This window comes from Bacillus altitudinis 41KF2b, assembly GCF_000691145.1.
GTDB lineage: Bacteria > Bacillota > Bacilli > Bacillales > Bacillaceae > Bacillus > Bacillus altitudinis.
In genome coordinates, this window is the sequence record NZ_ASJC01000002.1 from 193,175 (window position 1) to 212,341 (window position 19,167).

Here is a 19,167-nt window from a genome sequence, read left to right on the forward strand (position 1 = left end):
TCATTTTTTGTCCAAAAAAAAGCAATGCCTCTTTCTTTATCTTAAAAGATTTTCCGAAACAGTTCAATAGCAGATTTCAAAAATTTACACATTCTCATGCGTCTTTCTTTACAGCGTATGAATTAAAGACGAGGGGGAATTGTAAGAATGGAGGTGATGTCCACATGTCTCGTTTGCAAAAGAACCCATCAAAAGCAGGCGTAAGTGCTGCAAGTGTGAAAGGAAACGCAGGTCCATCACAAGAAGCAGACCTAGGCGGTAAAAAGACCAGTCAAAATCAGCAATATAAAAAGAAATCGTAAGGAGGAACACATCTTGAACAACCAGCAAATGAATATGCCCCCACAGGTAATTTCAGTAAAGGATTCCTTGTACCTAGAGGATATGCTGAACTGGAATTTGATCGCGATGAAAAAGGCCCACTTTATGGCCGAGCATTGTCAGGATCAAACATTGAAACAAGAACTCAATCAAGTTGGTCAAATGCACCATCAGCATTACACACAAATACTTCAACATTTAGGCAGCTCAGGGCAAGGCCAGTCTTCTGGCTTTATGCAATAGGAGGTAACAGACATGGAACAGCAAAACCAACAAAAAATCGGGAATCCACAAACGCCGGTTCCAACAACGACAAACATGAACGATCGCGACTTTGTCACAGACCTTTTGTCGACTGAAAAATATATGACAAGCGGATATAACACAGCGCTCAATGAATTCAGCCATGAATCTCTTTACCAAGATATTCAGCGAATTGCGCTCGAAACACAAAAAGCGCAAAGACATTTATATGATGTCATGTTCAAATATGGCTGGTACTCTGTCGAAGCTGCTGACCAGCAGAAGCTTCAGCAAGCACATCAGAAGTTCCAGCAAACACTGACAGATCAATCACCGTACGGATCATCACCCATGTCATAAAGAAAAACTGCCAGCTCGTACTGGCAGTTTCAGCGTGTAGACAAACCCTCGCATTCGGTGTCAGTCCTGCGCTTCGGTGCTCACGAATGTCGAATTCGCTCCGATCCGGTGCTCGTCCTTCCTAGACTGCAAAGGTTTTCTATCACGCTGAAAAGAAGACAAAGGGCTAAAATAAAGTTCATTTTAGCCCTTTGTCAACAATCTCAAACTGCCAGCTCGTACTGGCAGTTTTTTAACGGTCTTTATTGGCACGATGAGCTTCATTTAATTGCTTGATCCGCTGAATCGTTTCTTTGATGTCTTCTTTTGCCTCTGGATACGTGTCATTAAAATGCTTGGCTAAAGGCGGCATGCTTTTGGCAATATGAGAATAGATGATCCACTGCGAGACATCTCTTTTCAGTTCCTCATTCGTTTCACCAAGCAGCAGCTCTGTATATTTATCAAGCAGGCCTTCGAGCTTTTCATCTAATTCATTTCCCATTTGTATTCCGCTCCTTTTTTCAGAAAAAAGCCTGACTCTGCGTGTAACAGATGTCAGGCTTTTCACATACGATTATCTTGCAGCAAGAAATGTCTCAGCTTGTGCCTGTTGGACAATACAGCGTCCTCTGCCGTGCGGAATACATAACGGTGTTCCGAATAAAGGATCTGTTGTGACTTGGCAGTTCATATCAAAGACATTTTTCACAAGATCACAGTTAATGACAGTTTCCGGTCTTCCTTCTGCATAAATTGACTTGTCTTTAATGGCCACAAGGTGATGCGCATATCTGCAAGCGAGATTGAGGTCATGCAGAACCATGACAATCGTGCGCTGCTCTTTTTCATTTAAATCAAAAAGAAGATCAAGGATTTCAATTTGGTGCGTCATGTCTAAATACGTTGTTGGCTCATCTAATAGAATAATATCCGTCTCCTGTGCCAATGTCATCGCAATCCATGCACGCTGCCTTTGTCCACCTGATAATGAATCAACCGTTCGATCAGCAAGGTCTTCCATCTTCGTTGATTTCAGTGCGCGATTTACCGCTTCTTCATCTTGCTTTGACCATTGCTTCAGCCAATTTTGATAAGGATATCGCCCTTGCTTGACGAGTTGATGTACCGTTAATCCTTCTGGCGCTTCCGGTCCTTGCGGAAGAATGGCGAGCTGTTTCGCCACTTCCTTTGTTGGTAATTTGGCAATGGAATGACCTTCAAGCAGGACAGAACCACCCATTGGCTTCATGAGACGGGCCAAAGAGCGAAGTAGCGTGGATTTACCGCATCCATTGCTGCCAATAAATACTGTGATTTCACCCTTAGGGATTGACACATTTAGTTCGTCTATGATCATTGTTTCTCCGTAACCTAAGCTTAAACCTTCAGTAGAAATGGCACTCATTCCGCTCAAACGCTCCTTTTCTCATCCAAATTTTTTATATTGAATATCGTCTATGTAGACGTCAAAGATCACTTATCTCAATTTAGTGTATCAGATTTAAGTGATCTTGAAAATCATTTTCAATTAAAAAATGAGAAAGTCTCGTTTACTTTTTCTTTTCGAATGCACGTTTTGTCCCATCTTCGAGCTTGATATCGACTCGTATCCGCTGATAATCATCATCTAAATTAAAAGCAGATAATAACTCATTGACATATGTTTCATTCAGCTTTGCACTAGGAATCGACATATCATTGAGCTTCATTTTCATTTCACGTAAAGCTTCTTCCCCTTCATAGCGGACACCATTCATATGATCTCGAATCAGTGCTTCTTCTCTTCCACCAGCTTGACGATAGGTAGCTTCATATAATTCGCTTTTTTGTCCATATTGTACGTGCAATTGCAAATGCTGAAATGGCAATTCCTTCATTTGAACAGCTGACAGACTTTCAGCTTCTGCTTCATGTGGATGTTGTATTGGTTCGATTGAACGACAGCCAGACAGCATAAAGAACAGCACTCCTAGCAGTCCCGCCTTCTTCCAGCACATCATGTGTTTCCTCCTATTTCATAGCATCGTTTTTTATTCTTCTCCAAGCCCCTTTTGGTTATTCAATAAAACAGCAGACTATGGTAGATTAAAACAAAAAGGAGAACCGGAAGATGAATAAAACAGCCATTGTGACTGGTGCCAACAGCGGTTTCGGAAAGCTCATCACACTGCGTCTCGCTCAGCAAGGGTACACTGTGATTGCTGGCGTAAGACAGGAAACCAATGCGAAAAAGCTTGCCGAAGAAGTAAAGAACGCCGCTTTATCCGAATCAATACATATTGAAGCATTAGATGTGACAGATACACAGTCCATTCAAGCATTTCAAAAAAGGCTTAATGCCTATGCTCCCATTCACCTGCTTGTGAACAATGCGGGAACGGCCTATGCTGGTTTTGCTGAAGAAGTGCCTGTTGACCAGTACCGTGAGCAATTTGAAGTCAATGTCTTTGGTGTGATGGAAATGACACAAGCAGTCCTTCCGTTGATGACGAGCGGTGCAAAAATATTCAATATGAGCAGTATCAGCGGACTCATGGGAATGCCCGCACTCTCTCCATATGTATCGTCAAAGTTTGCACTAGAGGGCTATACAGAGAGTTTGCGAATTGAGCTGGCTGCGTTTGGTATTCAGGCCGCTTTGATTGAGCCGGGTTCTTTCCAAACGAACATTTGGAACACCTCCATGAATGAGCAAATGACACCACCATCAGCAGGTTCTAAATACACAACTATTTATCAAAACATGATGTCCTATATAGAGACGCAAAAAAACAACTATGGAGATCCAGGCGAAGTTGCAGAGCTTGTGGTTTCGCTTGCAGAGAAGAAGCGACTAAAGAAGCTAAGGTATCTTGTGGGGAAAGGTGTTCGGCTTTCATTCATAGCAAAGCAGCTCTTGCCTTGGAATGTATGGGAAAACATTATTTTACGGACACTATCCTCAAAAAAATAGGCACAAAAAAACAGGTGGATCGCTTATCCACCTGTCAGCGTGTAGACAAACCTTCGCATTCTTTGTCAGTCCTGCGTGCTGGTGCTCACGAATGTCAAATTCGCTCCGCGCCAGTACTCGTCCTTCCTAGACTTCAAAGGTTTTCTATCACGCTGAAAAAAAGAAGACAAAGGGCTAAAATCAAGTTCATTTTAGCCCTTTGTCAACAATCTAACAGGTGGATCTTTTATCCACCTGTTTTCTTTTATTCGTTATCAGACTGCCCAAGGGTAATATCAAGATTTTTATTCTTTCCATCACGAATGACAGTCATTGTCGTTTTATCGCCAATTTTTGTTTCTTTATAAAGGATTTCTTTCAGCTGTGAGCTGTTCGCTACATCTTTTCCTTTGAACTTGATGATGACATCTCCAGACTTCAAGCCTGCTTTTTGTGCAGGAGATCCTTTTGAAACATCTTTTACATAGATGCCTTTACCGATTTGTTTATCAAATAGGCCAAGTGTATTTTCCTGATACGTTTCAGGCACTTGCTCAAGGTCAATCATTTGTACGCCAAGGTAAGGACGTTCGACTTTTCCATTTTTCAACAGCTGATCTACGATCGGTTTTACATCGTTACTTGGGATCGCAAATCCGAGTGATTCTACTCCGCTTTCGCTAATTTTCAAGCTGTTGATGCCGATGACTTGACCGTCTGTATTGATCAGCGGACCGCCACTGTTTCCAGGGTTAATGGCTGCATCTGTTTGAAGTACATTCATCTCAACAGTTCCAGATGATGTATTGGCTTCAACGGTACGATCGAGACCACTAATAATCCCTTCTGTTACTGTACCAGAGAACTGCGCACCGAGCGGGTTCCCGATTGCAATGACTTTGTCTCCAGCACGTAGCTTAGAAGAATCTCCAAAACTTGCAACTTTATCAATGCCGTCAGCATTTATTTCCACGACAGCTAAATCTGTCATTACGTCACTGCCGACAAGCTTCGCATCTTTTGTTTTCCCATCGTATAGTGTGACCTTTAATTTATTGGCACCCTCGACTACATGGTTATTGGTGATAATGTATGCTTTTTTTCCATCTTTTTTGAAGATGACACCAGAACCCGTTCCAGCTTCTGCTTCAGTTGAATCACCGCTAAGACCGAACGAGTTTTGTGTAGATTGATAGTTTGAGACCCCTACAATCGTCGGCTCTAAATCTTCTACCATATCAGCAACATTCGTCGCATTGGTGATTTGTTTTGTTGAGAAATTTTCAGATGAAGCCGGTTCGCTTGATGCTGTTTGGGTTTGAGTGTTTGCCGCTGTATCTTGTGACTGCGGTAAAAGCGGTGTAATGCCAAGCACAAGACCGCCACCAATAATCCCTCCAAGAATCGGACTCAGCCATGCAGCCTTCCGTTTTTTCTCCTTTTTAGACGAACGGTCATCAATCACTTGAGGAGACCCGTTTGGCACCCTCTCCTGAGAGGCAGATGCTTCGTTTTCATGATGGTGAAAAACGAGTTCTTTCTCTTTTTCTGGTTCTTCTATTTGTTTCTCATTCTCTTGATGTGCGTGTTCTTGATCATTCATCTTTTTCTCTTCATCTTCTCTTCGGAAATCCATCGCTTGCACTCCTTTGCATCATTTTCATGAAATGCTTCATTCATATGTCTAGACAGGACTCATGTCCTCTTAATGGCAATATCATTGAAAAATTCTTTATGACAATATGTCAAATTATATAATACTTATTCATAGAAAAAAAGCAAGGTGTGCACATTGGTGAAAAGCACCTATTCATTAGCCTTTTGTCTATGCCCTTTTTTCCCTTGAGCTTATCATAAACAAACATTATGGGATAATGATGAGAAGAATATGTGAAATTGTGAAAAAAGCGTGTGATTGTTGACATGCCGCCTTTGTATCCCGTTATAATGACGTTGAGAGGATGTGGAAGACTTTGTCGTACACCATTTATTTAGTTGAAGATGAGCAGAATTTAAATGAACTGTTAACCAAATATTTAGAGAGTGAAAATTGGAATGTGTCCTCTTTTTTAACCGGAGAAGCGGCACGCGAAGCAATGAACAAGCCCCCGCATCTATGGATTTTAGATATTATGCTGCCTGATACAGACGGCTACACACTCATTAAAGAAATCAAAGCAGCCTCGCCTGACGTACCGGTCATTTTTATTTCGGCACGTGATGCAGATATTGATCGTGTGCTTGGCTTAGAACTCGGGAGCAGTGATTATATTGCAAAACCCTTTCTTCCGCGCGAGCTGATCATCCGCGTGCAAAAGCTGCTGGAGCTTGTATATAAAAACAGTGACACACCTCAGCAAAGCGTCACACCCGTTTCTTCCTATATCATTCATGAGGACGTAAGAGAGGTGTATGAAGGAGATCAGCTGATTAATTTAACGTCTAAGGAATTTGATTTGCTGCTCTTATTTACCCATCATCAAGGACATGCCTTTTCCCGGGAAGATATCCTCGTCAAGATCTGGGGGCACGATTACTTCGGGACAGATCGTGTGGTCGATGATCTTGTCAGACGGCTGCGCAAAAAAATGCCTGACTTAAAAGTCGAGACCATTTATGGATTTGGCTATAGGATGCTAAAGGGATGAAGAACAAACCACTCGCTTTTCAAATTTGGGTTGTCATCTCTGGCATTTTACTCACCATCTCGATTGTCCTGATCATTTTATTTTCAAATACATTACGCAGCTTTTTTACGAATGAAATTTATAAAAACATCGAAAACGAGCAGCAAGTGTTAACAGAATACCCTCTGAATCGAGACGGCTCACCAAAGTCGACACCAGAAAACCGATCGGTTCAGCACATTCTGATTCCGTCAGATGAATTAAATCAAATGGCTCAGTTTTTCCCGCATGCCTTTATTGAAAAAGTGCAGTCCTTTGTTAAAAAACAAAAAAGCGCAACAAAACGCTATTCTGAAGAAGTGAATGGTCAGCATATCTTTTTTGTGATCAAAAAAGTCTCAACAGGCAATACACAATATATTCTCTTGTCATATGCACCCGATTCTTATCGAGATGACTTGTCCTTTACACTGTTTAAACAGCTGATTTTCATCTTAGGAACGGTTATTTTACTAAGCTGGATTCCATCGATTTGGCTCGCCCGCTACTTATCACGTCCAATCGTCGCGTTTGAAAAGCACGTCAAACGCATTGCACAAGAAGACTGGGACGATCCTGTGATGGTTGACCGGCAAGATGAAATTGGCAAACTGGGGCATACGATTGAAGAAATGAGACAAAAGCTCATTCAAAAGGATGAAACAGAACGAACGCTTTTGCAAAATATATCACACGACTTAAAAACACCTGTGATGGTCATCCGCGGTTATACGCAGTCTATTAAAGATGGAATTTTCCCTAAAGGAGACCTTGAACAAACGGTGGAAGTGATTGAAGGCGAAGCGGAAAAGCTTGAGAAGAAAATCAAAGATTTGCTGTATTTAACAAAGCTTGATTATTTATCAAAACAACATCCGGCGCATTCTCCCTTCCTTGTGAGTAATACAATGCTGGAAGTAGTTGACCGTTTACGCTGGTCGAAAAATGAATTGCAGTGGAACGTGGACTTAGATGATGAGGCTGCACTTGAAGGCGATCCAGAACAATGGAGCAAATTATTTGAAAATGTATTAGAAAATCAACTTCGCTACGCAAAAAATAAAATTGATATTCATATGAAGCAGGAAGAGGATCAAATTCGCATCGTCATTCGTAATGATGGCCCTCCAATTGAAGAACACATGCTATCCAGCCTATACGAACCTTTTAGTAAGGGAAAAAAGGGCGAATTCGGCATTGGATTAAGCATTGTCAAACGAATTCTTTCAATGCATCAAGCGTCCATATCAATTGAAAATGATGAACTAGGTGTACGCTATACGATCACTGTTCCAAAGAAGAGGCTGTAGGTTTTACACCGCAGTCTTTTTTTAGATGAATGAATACCCATTGAAATCACGGTATGTGGCTTTGATCTTCTTGCCAGCTTGATACATCCATTTCTTTTCAATGGTTGTCTCTTTCGGCATTTTGACTTTTTCTACTTGAATTCCTTTTGCTTTCAAGCGTCTAATCATATCATCAATTTCTCTCATGGAACATCATCCTTTCACATTTTTTGACCGGTTGGTCACCTTACTTTATAATATAAAGAATTACACTGTAAAAAACAAGTTACAATCTGATTAATTTTTGAAAAGTTTTGTCGTTTATGACCGATAAGTCACATCTCTTTGCGCACGTTTCCTAAGACATTTGTCGCTCGGTAAGAAAGGATGACATTCATATTGAAAAAGAAAGAAAAAATGATTATTGAGGCTGGTATGAAGTTATTTGCCAGCAAAGGCTATAATACAACGTCTGTTCAGGAAATTGCGGATGAATGCCACATGTCAAAGGGTGCGTTTTACCTTTATTTCAAATCGAAGGAAGCACTACTTATTTCGATCTTGCATTACTATTACGATAAGGTATTTACCCGGATTCATGAGGTTCAAACAGAGGGCGGCACACCAAAAGAGGCCTACCGGAAACAGCTCACTGTCTATTACGATAATATTTTGCAGCAAAAAGATTTTATTAAAATGCAGCTAAGCGACAGGGCGCTCCCATTGAACGAAGAAACGCAGCAGCTCGCAAAGCAAATTCGACTTGCGACGATTCAGTTGCACATTGATAACATTAAGCAAGTGTATGGAGATGCAGCCATTCCTTATATGGCTGATCTTTGTTTAACGATCGAGGGCATGAGTCACGTTTACTTTGAGCTTGCCATTTTATATGATTTTCAGCTCGAAGCAGAGGAGCTTGCCGCAACAATGATTCACCGTATTGATGATCTAATGGGCGGTATGATGAAGCGCAATGACCATCCGCTCATTTCTGTGGACCAAGCAAGCGACTGGTTCGGCCCGATTTATGAACGATCATTTGACCCGCTCACAGAATCTCTATTAAAAGAATTAAGAGAACTGGCAGAAGCACATTATGAAGTGAAAGACGAGCCAGATTTATTTGAAGCGCTTGGCATTTTAGAAAACGAGTTAAACAAACAAAAACCAAGACAAGTCATCGTCAAAGGCATGCTTTATCAATTGAAATTATACACACCGCTTCAGCCGGTCTCCGGCTCCTTATTACGCATTCTAAAAGAAGATCATTTATAAAACCCAGGGCTTGCTTGCCCTGGGTTTATGATTGTGACAAAAACAAACAATCAAACTTCTTTTCTGTGATTTCAGGGAGTTTCCATTAAAAAAACCAGAGGCACAGAGGCCTCTGGTGTCTTATTTTGCTTTCGGTGTCACCATTTCTTCTGGTTTCACAAACTCTTCAAACTGCTCTTCTGTTAATAGTTCTAATTGAAGGGCAGCTTCTTTTAGCGTTAATCCTTCTTTGTGCGCAAGCTTCGCAATTTTCGCTGCATTTTCATATCCGATGTGCGGGTTGAGTGCCGTCACAAGCATCAATGAATTGTTTAGGTTTTTCTCGATCGTTTCTAGGTTTGGTTCAATTCCAACGGCACACTTGTCATGGAATGAGTTCATACCATCAGCAAGCAATTCAACTGACTGCAAGAAGTTATAGATGATGACCGGCTTAAATACGTTCAGCTCGAAGTTTCCTTGGCTTGCGGCAAAACCGATTGTTGCATCATTCCCCATGATTTGTGCGGCAATCATTGTTAAAGCTTCACTTTGAGTTGGGTTGACTTTTCCTGGCATAATGGAGCTGCCTGGCTCGTTTTCAGGAATGATCAATTCACCAATTCCGCAACGAGGACCACTTGCAAGCCATCTCACATCATTGGCAATTTTCATTAAGTCAGCTGCAAGAGCTTTAAGCGCACCGTGTGCATATGTGATTTCATCATGACTTGTCAGCGCATGGAATTTGTTTGGTGAAGAATTGAACGTTTGACCTGTTAACTGGCTGATTTCTTCTGCCACGTATTTACCAAACTCAGGATGTGCGTTAATTCCCGTACCAACAGCTGTTCCGCCAATGGCAAGTTCTCTCATTTTTTCAGTAGATTCTAAAATCATTTCTTTTGAACGATCAAGCATGTACACCCAGCCGCTAATCTCTTGGCCCACTGTAAGAGGTGTTGCATCTTGCAAATGCGTACGGCCAATTTTCACGATCTCTTGGTATGCTTTTGCTTTCTCATCAAGCGTCGCTCTTAACTGGTCAATCGCAGGCAATAGCTTTTTGTACACAGCTAAAACAGCTGCCACGTGCATAGCCGTTGGGAATGTATCATTTGAGCTTTGGCTGCGGTTGACATCGTCATTCGGATGAATGCTGAATTCACTATTTTTATCTTTCAAGTAAGCAGTTGCTCTATTTGCAACGACTTCGTTCATGTTCATGTTACTTTGTGTTCCACTTCCTGTTTGCCATACAACAAGCGGGAAATGCTCGTCATACTTTCCACTGATGATGTCATCACATACAGCAGCAATCGCTTCTGCTTTTTCACTTTCTAAGTTGCCTAGACGTTCGTTCGCAATCGCTGTGCTACGTTTCAAAATTGCAAACGCATTCACAACTTCCTTTGGCATTTTCTCAGAACCGATTTTGAAATTTTCTTTGCTTCGTTGTGTTTGTGCACCCCAGAACTTGTCCTGTGGCACCTTGATTTCGCCCATTGTATCTTTTTCGATTCTAAATTCTGTCATTATGTATCCCTCCATAGCTTCATCACTCAACTCTATTCTATACAAAAAACGAAAATCCTTTAAGCGTTTTCAATTAAAATTTTATCTTTATTTTAATTTTAGTTCAATATAAACACGAACATCTTTGGAATATTTGTATTTTGGATTTGTTTTTCCGTAATCTTTTGACGTATAAGTCACCTCATAATGCTTGTCAAACGACTGTAGAATAAGGTCGATCTCCTCTTTTGTTCCTGCTAAACGAATTTGCGCCATCTTCTTTCCTCCAACACCGTGATTCTTTCATATACCACAAAATAATGTAACACAGAATATTGTTTTTTCAAGCAGGTAATGCTAAGAAAAAGAAATTGAGGTGGGTGATCCATTTGAATCAAACTCCATTGAAAGAGCACTTATACGATAATCTCTCTGTCATTCTCCCTCAGTTAAAGGACATGGATGATTTGATCCATGAGAAAAAAACATTGCCTCATGGACAGGTTGTCTACTATTTATACATTAAAGAAATGAACGAAGCGATGCAGATTCAAACCTTCTTAAAGCTGCTATTGCAAGATCATGCCTCTCTAACAAAAGAGAAGCTAGAATCCAATTTATCGATGATGACTACCCGTACGGTAAAAACCTCTGAAGAACTAGTAGATGCTATTTTTCAAGGACATTGTGTCGTACTGATTAATGGATTTCAGCACGCTTATATTTTAGAAACACATGGAACGAAGAAACGCAATTTAGGAGATGCTACATCTGAAACCGTCGTAAGAGGACCAAAGATTGGTTTCATTGAAGATATCAACACGAACTTAGCTCTCGTCAGACAGCGTTTGAAAAACCCTGATCTCAAAACAGTAGACATGAAAATCGGCGAAAAGAAATACACCCAAGTATCGATCATGTACATTGACGGTATCGTTGAGCCCTCTGTTTTAAAAGAGGTAAAAAAGCGTCTCAAACAAGTCACCATTGATGATATACAAGACTCTGGCGTCCTTGAAGAGCTCATTGAAGACAATGTGTATTCTCCTTTTCCGCAAATTCAAAACACAGAACGGCCTGATAAAGTCGCATCTGCTTTAAACAATGGGCGCGTCGCCATCTTTGTCGATCATTCGCCTTTTATCTTAATTGTGCCTGCTTCCCTCGCGACGATTATGCAGTCACCTGATGATTATTATGAAAGATGGATCGCCGCCTCTCTTATTCGTTTGCTACGTTTTACGTCCATCTTTCTCACATTGTTTTTATCAGCCATTTATATTGCCCTTGTGTCCTTCCATCAAGGTCTTTTGCCCACAACTTTAGCTATTTCCATCTCAAGCACACGAGAGAATGTCCCCTTTCCTCCTATTGTGGAAGCACTCATCATGGAAATGACCATTGAGCTGCTGCGAGAGGCTGGGTTAAGGCTTCCTAATCCACTTGGACAAACAATCGGACTTGTGGGCGGTGTTGTCATTGGGCAGGCAGCCGTACAAGCCCATATCGTCAGCTCCATTATGGTCATTATTGTCAGCGTCATTGCACTTGCATCCTTTACCTTTCCTCAATATGGAATGGGGATATCATTTCGTGTCCTTCGCTTTGTGTCCATGTTTACTGCAGCTGCATTCGGTTTATATGGACTTGTCCTGTTTATGCTCGTCTTACTCACTCATTTGACAAGACAAAAAAGCTTTGGCACCCCATATTTTTCACCAGATTTTGTGTTCAGTTATAAAAATGAGGACAATTCCATCATCAGATTGCCTTTGAAAAATCAAAAGAAAGGGGAACGACATGGTCAATCATAAAGAGTCGATCACAAGCTATCAGGCAAGTGCCATTATCGCCAATACCACACTAGGTGCAAGTATGATGATTCTGCCAAGATCAATGGCTCAAGCTGCGCCTACACCTGACGGCTGGATTGCACTCTTACTCATGAGTGTGATATACATTGTGTTCATTTTTGTCAATGTGCTCATGATGAAAAAGGTCTCCTTTTCTTCCTACTATGACTATACAAAAGAAGGGCTTGGGAAATGGATTGGCTCACTTGCCAACCTGTTGATTATTATTTACTTTCTCGGCGTTGCCAGCTATGAAGTACGGGCTATGTCTGAGATGGTGAAATTCTTTCTACTTCAAAACACACCTGTAGCGGTGACAATGATCAGTTTTATTTTGGTTGGTTTTTATCTCGTAGTTGGCGGAATTGGTGATTTTGCCAGACTGTGCCCATTTTTCCTCATTGTCACCTTAATTATCTTATTTATTGCATACGGACTGAGTGTGCAAGAATTTAAATTAGATAACCTAAGGCCTGTATTAGGAGAGGGATTCTCCCCTGTCTTCAAATCCTTGAACGCATCAGCCATTTCATTTGTAGGTATTGAAATGATGCTGTTTATGCCTACCTACATGAATACGCAAAAACACACTTTTGCATATGGCTCCATCGGCTTTTTGATTCCTGCGATCATCTATATTTTCACCTATATTCTTGTGGTTGGTGCGCTCACGGTGAAAGAAACGGCGACTCTGACGTGGCCGACCATTGCCTTATTTCAATCATTTGATATTCAGGGGATTTTTATTGAACGGATTGAATCCTTTTTGCTGATTGTTTGGCTTGTCCAGCTTTATACGAGCTTTGTAGGATATACGTTTTTTGCTACGATAGGAGTCATCAAATTGACTAAATTCCCTAAAAAAATCGCGCTCGCCTTGATGGGCATTGTGATCTTCTTTGCCGCTCTTTTCCCAAAAGATGTTGATACGGTCCGAGACTATTTAACCTACGTAAACAACTTGTTCTTTCTTCTATTTGGTATACTCCCGTTTCTTTTATTTATCATCGTATTTTTCAAAAGGAGGCGGAAAACAGCATGAAAAAGAAAGCGGTTCTTGCGCTCTTCTCACTGATTCTATTATGCGGGTGCTGGGATAGTACAAATATCGAGGAGCTCAACATGGCAATTGGATTTGCTGTAGATAAAGGAGATGACGGACATAAATTGAAGCTGTCTATGCAGGTGCTCGTTCCGCAAAAAATTGAGCAAGAATCAAGCGTGAAAGATCCGACGAAGATTATTGAGACAAGCGGTGATTCCATACACCAAATTTTTCGTACAACGGCCCTAAAAACACACCGCATTTTTGCTCAGCAGCTGAGGGTTTATTTGTTTTCTCAAGACCTTATCAATGAAAATAATTTCGATTTGGTCATCAATCAATTCATTCGGGACAATGAAACACGAAGAGGAAGCCTTGTCTTTATGGCCTCTGAGAAGCCTGGAGATATGCTGAAAATCAATGACGACGGCCAGCCTGCCGCTTCCACCTTATACGATATTTCTTCGAATACAAAAACGACCATTCGTATGTTCAAGCCCGTTTCCTTAGGAGATATTTCTTCTGCTATGCAAAACAACGTATCCTTTGCCATTCCGAAAGTCAGTGTCAGTCAGGGCAAATTAATGCTGGATGGTGCCTCGATTATTCAGAACAAACGATTTCTCACCAACATCTCTCCTTTAGCGGTGCAGTCCTACAACCTGCTGACTGGAGATGCAACAGGCGGAGTGATTGAATTCCAATATGAACATAGCATTTATTCTTTTGAGATCTTTAAAATCAAACACAACATTGACACCCATAAAACAGCCAGTGGCAAATATGAATTTGATGTGTCAGTGGAGCTTGATGGAAGATTGTCTGAGGATTGGAATGAACGGGAAAATTCATTTAATGAAAAATACCTCCAAGAAATTGAGAAAGTCGTGGCACATCGACTTGAGGAAAATGTAAAAGATTTTATCGGGGAATTACAGCATGAGATCAAAGCAGATATTTGTGGATTTTATCAAAAAGCGAGTATTGCCTATCCGAAGGAATTCCGAAAAGAAGCAAAACATTGGGATGACATTTTTAGTGAATCGGATATTCGTTACAAGGTAAATGTGAAAATCCGTGACTTCGGGACTAAGGGCGCAACACAATCCTAATAGAGTATGTTAAAATGGTAAGAAAAAAAGGGTGTCAATCATGAAACGAGCTTTACTTTCGGCCGGCATTCTATTTTTGATTCTAGGAATACTTCTGTTAGTCGTGGTATTCATGCAATCAAAAGAAGATTTTTTCATTGAAGCCGACAGCTTTTCAAGCACATTTTTGATCGTGATTTATTATGGACAAACCCCTGCGCTCCTTCTGATTGGAGGCGGTTTATTTGTTGGACTTTCACAGATCATTGATTTGCAAGAGAAAAAAGCTGCAGTGGCAAAGGAAAGCGTCAAGCTGCTTTCCGAGATGAAGAAAACCCTGGAAGACAAATCGGCCGAGGAGCAGGAGGCTTTTCCAGTTCCTGAGCTCCATCAACTATCCGAACGTCCAATCACAGGACAGAAGGACTAATTTTGTGCATGTTCCAGCAGCTTTCATTTGAAAGCTGTTTTTTTATTGAATCAGCTTATGGCGATGTGCATACACGGCCGCTTGTGTGCGGTCTTCTACATCAAGCTTGGAAAGAATGTTGGTAATATGCGTCTTGACTGTTTTGATGGTAATAAACAATTCCTCAGCAATGACCTTATTCGATTTCCCATCGGCAATCAGCTTTAATATTTCCATTTCTCTTGCGGTTAACGAATCGTGCAGAATGGACCCATTTGATGAATGGCGGAGTTTGTTCATGACCTTTCCAGCTACTTTTGATTCAAGCCTTGGTTCGCCGATACTTGCAGACCTGATGGCATCAGCAATTTCTCCTGCTTTCGATGTTTTTAAAAGATAGCTTAAAGCACCAGCCTCAATCACTGGATACACTTTATCATCATCAATAAAGCTCGTCAGTACAATAATCCGGGCATCCTCTATTTCCTGACAAATTCTTTTCGTTGCTTCGATGCCATCCATGCCTTCCATGACAAGGTCCATTAAAATCACGTCTGGCTTTAATTCAACCGCTAGTTCTACACCTTTTTGTCCATCTGACGCTTCACCGATGACTTCAATATCCGCCTGTGCCTCTAAAAAAGCAGCAAGACCCATTCTCACCATTTCGTGATCGTCAATTAAAAGCACTCGAATCATCGAACGTTCTCTCCTTTTCCTTCATCAAAAATGGGAACCTTCACATCAATTTGTGTGCCTTTTCCCTCAAATGACATAATCTCTGCGACACCGCCTACTTCACTTGTTCTTTCTCGTATCGATTCAAGTCCGTAGGAAGCAGTCTTCACATGATCTGTTTGAAAACCAATCCCGTTGTCGATAATTTTCAATTGAACTTGACGGTTCCGAATAAGCAGACGTACTGTCACCTTTGTCGCCTTTGCATGCCTAAACACATTGGAAAGGGCTTCTTGCACAATTCGGAACAGATGGTCCTCCACCCCTTTAGACAGCGGAGCATCATCTTCTATTTCCCAATCAATATCAATTGGCTGCTTTGCCTGAAATTCATTGAGTAGCTCAATCAAGCCTTTTTTCAAGTCTTTTCCTTCAAGGGTGATCGGTCTTAAATGCAAAAGGAGTGCACGCATCTCATTTTGTGCATCGCCAGCCATTCGTTCCACAAGACGCATTTGCTTTAAAATCTTTTCATCCTTTTCCTTCATCCCTTCAAGAATCGCAGACGTCATCATCGAAATGGCGAATAGCTGCTGGCTGACTGCATCATGCAGCTCACGCGCTAGACGCTGACGCTCTTCTGAGACAACCGATTTTTTCATTTGAACCTGCCATTCAGCTCGCTCATTTGAGAGCTTTTGTAAGGAGGCTACTTGCCCTTCCACTCGTTTCGCCATTTCATTTAATTGATCTGCCGCCAAACCAATTTCATCATCACCTAGAGAAGGCAGTCTATAGGCAAAATTCCCATTTTCAAACTTCAAAATCGACTCTACAAGCTGATCCAGCCGCTTCTTATGCTGATAGCCAAACACATGCCCCGCTGATACACCAATGGCGAGACTAATAATGAGTAAAATACAAAAAAACGGGATGCCGAACCACCGCGTAGACAGCAAAATCATAGGATCAAGCTGGTAATAAAAAAACATCGGGAGTGTCGTCATGATGACAACACCAAGCGAGATACCGACTGCCAGACGAACAGATTGCCACTGGATGCCTAAATGCAGTTTCCTCATAAGTACCTCACATCCACATCCCCAATTAGGAGAGAAATGGAGATTTTCACTTTTCGCTTGCTCTCATCATAATCATTTGTCATGACATACACTTTACTGCCGAACCCGCTTCTTTTTTCATCAATGATTTTCATATCACCGATCGCAGCCGAAGCACTCACACATACTTCAATATCCTGAGGTACATAAATATCGACATCTCCAATGAGTCCACTAATGACGATCGTGCTCTCTTCCTCAGCAATGATCGCCTTTGATAAATCGATTTTGACATCGCCAATAAAACCTGAAATGGTCAAATCGCTTAATTGAAATGGTTTTTTCATCAGCCTGACTTCACCGATAAAGAAATCATGTTCTTTGCGCGGCTTTGTCTGGCTTTTTGTTTTCTTCTGATCGCCCTCTTTTTCAAGATTGACTTTCAGTGAAGGCTTCCCATCGTCTGATGATTCCTTTTTATCGACATCAAAAACAGGTTTGTTTTTCAATAAACGATAGCCCGCATAGATCAAAAAGGCAGCAAATAAATACCCAGTCAAACTAAACGTGATATTTAGTAGAAACTTCAAGAAGAGAAAGCCTGCAAAAATATAGGAAACCGAACCGAGCCAACGTTTAGATCGAGAGTGCAGCCAATAACCAGCTAGAGCAAAAAACACTGGCCAAAATAGGTCTGCCCCAATCCCAATAATTTTGAGAAAAAGATTAATACCGAAAATCACCACAATGATGCCTAAAATTTGATTTCTAGAAAAACGCAGTTGACTCGCCTCCTTCCTTTTTACGTTTGTTTACCGCAATTTTAAGTTTCCGCTTGTCATCTCAATATCGACTAAGTGTGTCCCTTTCCCATGCGTGCCTGTAAAACCTCGGCCTTCACTATCCGCTTGGTCAAAACCATACGAATGATCAATACGTCCACTCGTTTTTTTCACTTGGACTTTGAAATCTCCCTCATCTGGCAAGTTCAATTTCGCACTGCCTGATGTCATGTGAAAGTCGACTGGTGAATCAATTGTATCAAAGCTTGCTGTCAGCCTGCCGCTTGTCATGCCTAATTGCAGCTTTCCTTTTACATCTTGAATATCAGCACGACCAGAAGTGGCACCAATATCACTTTCCTTCGCATCAATATGAGACACTGAGAGTCTGCCAGAAGTCGCCTTGATTTCCACTCGATTTGCTGAGAAGTTCTCAGCTGTGAGGTTTCCGCTCGTTGATTTGAGCGTCACATCTTGAAGAGACAGCTTTCCTTCGCCATTTACTTCGCTCACGCCGATTCCACCTGTTATTTTCACATCTTTATGATAATCTGTTGGAATTTTGACTAAGAGTTCTCCTTTTTCAAATGCAGAGAAAAACAAAAATCCTTTATTTTCAGCACGGACTTTGAATGTTCCGCCTGTTTGTTCCGCATACATTTTCCCTTTTCCATTCACAATCATCACAGAAATATCCGAACGATCTTCCGGCTCCACCTTGATGCGAAATCCAGAAAGAGAGATATCTAATTGTTCAACCTCATCCTTTTTCGCTGAAGCTGTTGTGACCGCTTTATCACGAGAAAAGCTCAAATGAAAGAGATCTCCATTTTTGAAAAGCATCCCAATCATCAAAAAAACACCAACAAGTATACAAATTAGACCAATGAACCGTTTCATTTATACCATCCCTTTATCCTTTGACCTTTTTATTATAAGGAAAAGCGAAACAGAAAGAAATCAAATAACGGAAGAAAAATCCTGTTTTTCTTCCGTTTTGACACATTTCCATTAGTTTGCCGGCTGTTTCTCAGGCTGCTTTGATCGTTGAAGCTTTTGCCATTCCTTTTCAACCTCATCAGCGTAATCAAGATGAGCATAAGCACCCTGATCGGCAAATTGTGCATAGCTGCCCGCTTTTGTCTCCATTTCCTCTATACGATTCTCCATGCGTAGAAATTCTTTATAAGCACTTTCACTATCAACCTTATTCATAGATTCATTCATATGCTGCTTTGCCTGTGCGGCATTGGCTCTTGCAATCAGCGCTTGCTTCTTGTCTTTAACATCACGCAGTTTTGTTTCTAGATGCTGCAACTGTTCTTTCAGCTCTTTCAGCTGTTTAACAGATTGCTGATAGGCTTCTTGATATTCGTTGTGCTTTTCTTCAAAATACTTCATTTCAGTCAGTGCTTTCCGTACAAGTTCTTCTTCTCCTGCCTGAAACGCCAGCTCCGCCTGTTTCTTTCGCTTATCAGCAAATGCTTCTGTTTCTTCTGCTTTTCTCAAGAAACCTTGCTGAATGGTTTGCTGTTTAATGATCGCATGTTTCGCTTTGGCAATATCGTCCTCCATATCACGAACATATTGATTCAGCATGACACGCGGATTCTCCAATTTATCTAAGCCTTCATTGACTGTTGCAACAAACATATCACGTACTCTTCTTAATACCATTTCATA

General features: G+C 41.1%; 23 protein-coding genes. 11 read left to right on the forward strand and 12 right to left on the reverse strand.

Going from position 1 to position 19,167, the window contains the following annotated elements; all coding sequences use genetic code 11:
* Nucleotides 1-164: 164 nt before the first annotated feature.
* From BA79_RS18905 to BA79_RS04995, 3 genes are read left to right on the forward strand one after another with little or no spacing between them, the layout of a single operon-like run.
* Entirely contained in the window at nt 165-302 is a 138-nt protein-coding gene (locus tag BA79_RS18905; protein ID WP_008347049.1) for a YuzL family protein, read from the forward strand.
* Nucleotides 303-312: 10 nt separating this feature from the next.
* Nucleotides 313-564 (forward strand): hypothetical protein, encoded by a 252-nt coding sequence (locus tag BA79_RS04990; protein ID WP_060698253.1) that lies wholly within the window; start codon nt 313-315, stop codon nt 562-564.
* Nucleotides 565-576: 12 nt separating this feature from the next.
* Entirely contained in the window at nt 577-924 is a 348-nt protein-coding gene (locus BA79_RS04995; protein WP_017359283.1) for a spore coat protein, read from the forward strand.
* 232 nt (nt 925-1,156) lie between these two features.
* On the opposite strand, the gene BA79_RS05000 is transcribed toward BA79_RS04995, so the two are convergent.
* The 3 genes from BA79_RS05000 to BA79_RS05010 all read right to left on the reverse strand — a co-directional run bounded on the left by BA79_RS05000 (nt 1,157) and on the right by BA79_RS05010 (nt 2,903).
* The gene (locus BA79_RS05000) at nt 1,157-1,408 is read right to left on the reverse strand and encodes a YusU family protein (protein ID WP_017359282.1); all 252 of its coding nucleotides are present in this window, start codon (nt 1,406-1,408) and stop codon (nt 1,157-1,159) included.
* 72 nt (nt 1,409-1,480) lie between these two features.
* Nucleotides 1,481-2,311, reverse strand: a complete 831-nt coding sequence (locus BA79_RS05005) for an ABC transporter ATP-binding protein (protein WP_008347057.1) — start codon at nt 2,309-2,311, stop codon at nt 1,481-1,483.
* Nucleotides 2,312-2,456: 145 nt separating this feature from the next.
* A complete protein-coding gene (locus tag BA79_RS05010) occupies nt 2,457-2,903 on the reverse strand; it encodes a YusW family protein (RefSeq protein WP_171465740.1) in 447 nt (148 codons plus the stop codon).
* 113 nt (nt 2,904-3,016) lie between these two features.
* Between BA79_RS05010 and BA79_RS05015 the strand changes: the two genes are divergently transcribed.
* Nucleotides 3,017-3,859 (forward strand): oxidoreductase, encoded by an 843-nt coding sequence (locus tag BA79_RS05015; RefSeq protein WP_035701320.1) that lies wholly within the window; start codon nt 3,017-3,019, stop codon nt 3,857-3,859.
* Nucleotides 3,860-4,103: 244 nt separating this feature from the next.
* On the opposite strand, the gene BA79_RS05020 is transcribed toward BA79_RS05015, so the two are convergent.
* On the reverse strand, nt 4,104-5,474 hold the full coding sequence (locus BA79_RS05020; protein ID WP_035701322.1) for a S1C family serine protease: 1,371 nt from the start codon (nt 5,472-5,474) through the stop codon (nt 4,104-4,106).
* A gap of 337 nt (nt 5,475-5,811) precedes the next feature.
* On the opposite strand from BA79_RS05020, the gene BA79_RS05025 reads away from it, so the two are divergent.
* On the forward strand, nt 5,812-6,486 hold the full coding sequence (locus BA79_RS05025; RefSeq protein WP_017359278.1) for a response regulator transcription factor: 675 nt from the start codon (nt 5,812-5,814) through the stop codon (nt 6,484-6,486).
* Entirely contained in the window at nt 6,483-7,814 is a 1,332-nt protein-coding gene (locus BA79_RS05030; RefSeq protein ID WP_007500323.1) for a HAMP domain-containing sensor histidine kinase, read from the forward strand. Before BA79_RS05025 ends, BA79_RS05030 begins: the two co-directional genes overlap by 4 nt.
* A gap of 21 nt (nt 7,815-7,835) precedes the next feature.
* On the opposite strand, the gene spxO is transcribed toward BA79_RS05030, so the two are convergent.
* Nucleotides 7,836-8,000, reverse strand: coding sequence for an anti-adapter protein SpxO (gene spxO, locus BA79_RS19535; RefSeq protein WP_008347070.1), 165 nt, complete (start codon nt 7,998-8,000; stop codon nt 7,836-7,838).
* 192 nt (nt 8,001-8,192) lie between these two features.
* Between spxO and BA79_RS05035 the strand changes: the two genes are divergently transcribed.
* A complete protein-coding gene (locus BA79_RS05035) occupies nt 8,193-9,071 on the forward strand; it encodes a TetR/AcrR family transcriptional regulator (RefSeq protein WP_017359276.1) in 879 nt (292 codons plus the stop codon).
* 120 nt (nt 9,072-9,191) lie between these two features.
* On the opposite strand, the gene fumC is transcribed toward BA79_RS05035, so the two are convergent.
* Entirely contained in the window at nt 9,192-10,586 is a 1,395-nt protein-coding gene (gene fumC / locus BA79_RS05040; protein WP_017359275.1) for a class II fumarate hydratase, read from the reverse strand.
* Nucleotides 10,587-10,673: 87 nt separating this feature from the next.
* Nucleotides 10,674-10,841 carry a YvzF family protein gene (locus BA79_RS18920; protein ID WP_017359274.1) on the reverse strand — a complete coding sequence of 56 codons (168 nt, stop codon included), beginning with the start codon at nt 10,839-10,841 and terminating at the stop codon, nt 10,674-10,676.
* 113 nt (nt 10,842-10,954) lie between these two features.
* Here BA79_RS18920 and BA79_RS05045 point away from each other — a divergent pair, with 113 nt between their 5' ends.
* From BA79_RS05045 to BA79_RS05060, 4 genes are read left to right on the forward strand one after another with little or no spacing between them, the layout of a single operon-like run.
* Complete coding sequence (locus BA79_RS05045; protein ID WP_008347079.1) at nt 10,955-12,379, forward strand: spore germination protein; 1,425 nt, start codon at nt 10,955-10,957, stop codon at nt 12,377-12,379.
* On the forward strand, nt 12,366-13,460 hold the full coding sequence (locus tag BA79_RS05050; protein WP_035701325.1) for a GerAB/ArcD/ProY family transporter: 1,095 nt from the start codon (nt 12,366-12,368) through the stop codon (nt 13,458-13,460). Before BA79_RS05045 ends, BA79_RS05050 begins: the two co-directional genes overlap by 14 nt.
* Nucleotides 13,457-14,575, forward strand: coding sequence for a Ger(x)C family spore germination protein (locus tag BA79_RS05055; RefSeq protein ID WP_008347083.1), 1,119 nt, complete (start codon nt 13,457-13,459; stop codon nt 14,573-14,575). Before BA79_RS05050 ends, BA79_RS05055 begins: the two co-directional genes overlap by 4 nt.
* 40 nt (nt 14,576-14,615) lie before the next feature.
* Complete coding sequence (locus BA79_RS05060) at nt 14,616-14,984, forward strand: hypothetical protein (RefSeq protein ID WP_007500307.1); 369 nt, start codon at nt 14,616-14,618, stop codon at nt 14,982-14,984.
* Nucleotides 14,985-15,026: 42 nt separating this feature from the next.
* On the opposite strand, the gene liaR is transcribed toward BA79_RS05060, so the two are convergent.
* The 5 genes from liaR to liaH all read right to left on the reverse strand — a co-directional run bounded on the left by liaR (nt 15,027) and on the right by liaH (nt 19,161).
* Nucleotides 15,027-15,662: a two-component system response regulator LiaR gene (liaR, locus tag BA79_RS05065; RefSeq protein WP_007500305.1), complete on the reverse strand. Its 636-nt coding sequence runs from the start codon at nt 15,660-15,662 to the stop codon at nt 15,027-15,029.
* Nucleotides 15,659-16,723, reverse strand: a complete 1,065-nt coding sequence (gene liaS / locus BA79_RS05070) for a two-component system sensor histidine kinase LiaS (RefSeq protein ID WP_007500303.1) — start codon at nt 16,721-16,723, stop codon at nt 15,659-15,661. Before liaS ends, liaR begins: the two co-directional genes overlap by 4 nt.
* Complete coding sequence (gene liaF / locus BA79_RS05075; protein WP_007500301.1) at nt 16,720-17,484, reverse strand: cell wall-active antibiotics response protein LiaF; 765 nt, start codon at nt 17,482-17,484, stop codon at nt 16,720-16,722. The genes liaS and liaF overlap by 4 nt, the downstream gene beginning before the upstream one ends.
* A 30-nt stretch (nt 17,485-17,514) precedes the next feature.
* Nucleotides 17,515-18,384: a LiaG family protein gene (liaG, locus tag BA79_RS05080; protein WP_035701329.1), complete on the reverse strand. Its 870-nt coding sequence runs from the start codon at nt 18,382-18,384 to the stop codon at nt 17,515-17,517.
* 111 nt (nt 18,385-18,495) lie between these two features.
* Nucleotides 18,496-19,161, reverse strand: a complete 666-nt coding sequence (gene liaH, locus BA79_RS05085; protein WP_035701331.1) for a stress responsive protein LiaH — start codon at nt 19,159-19,161, stop codon at nt 18,496-18,498.
* Nucleotides 19,162-19,167 lie beyond the last annotated feature (6 nt).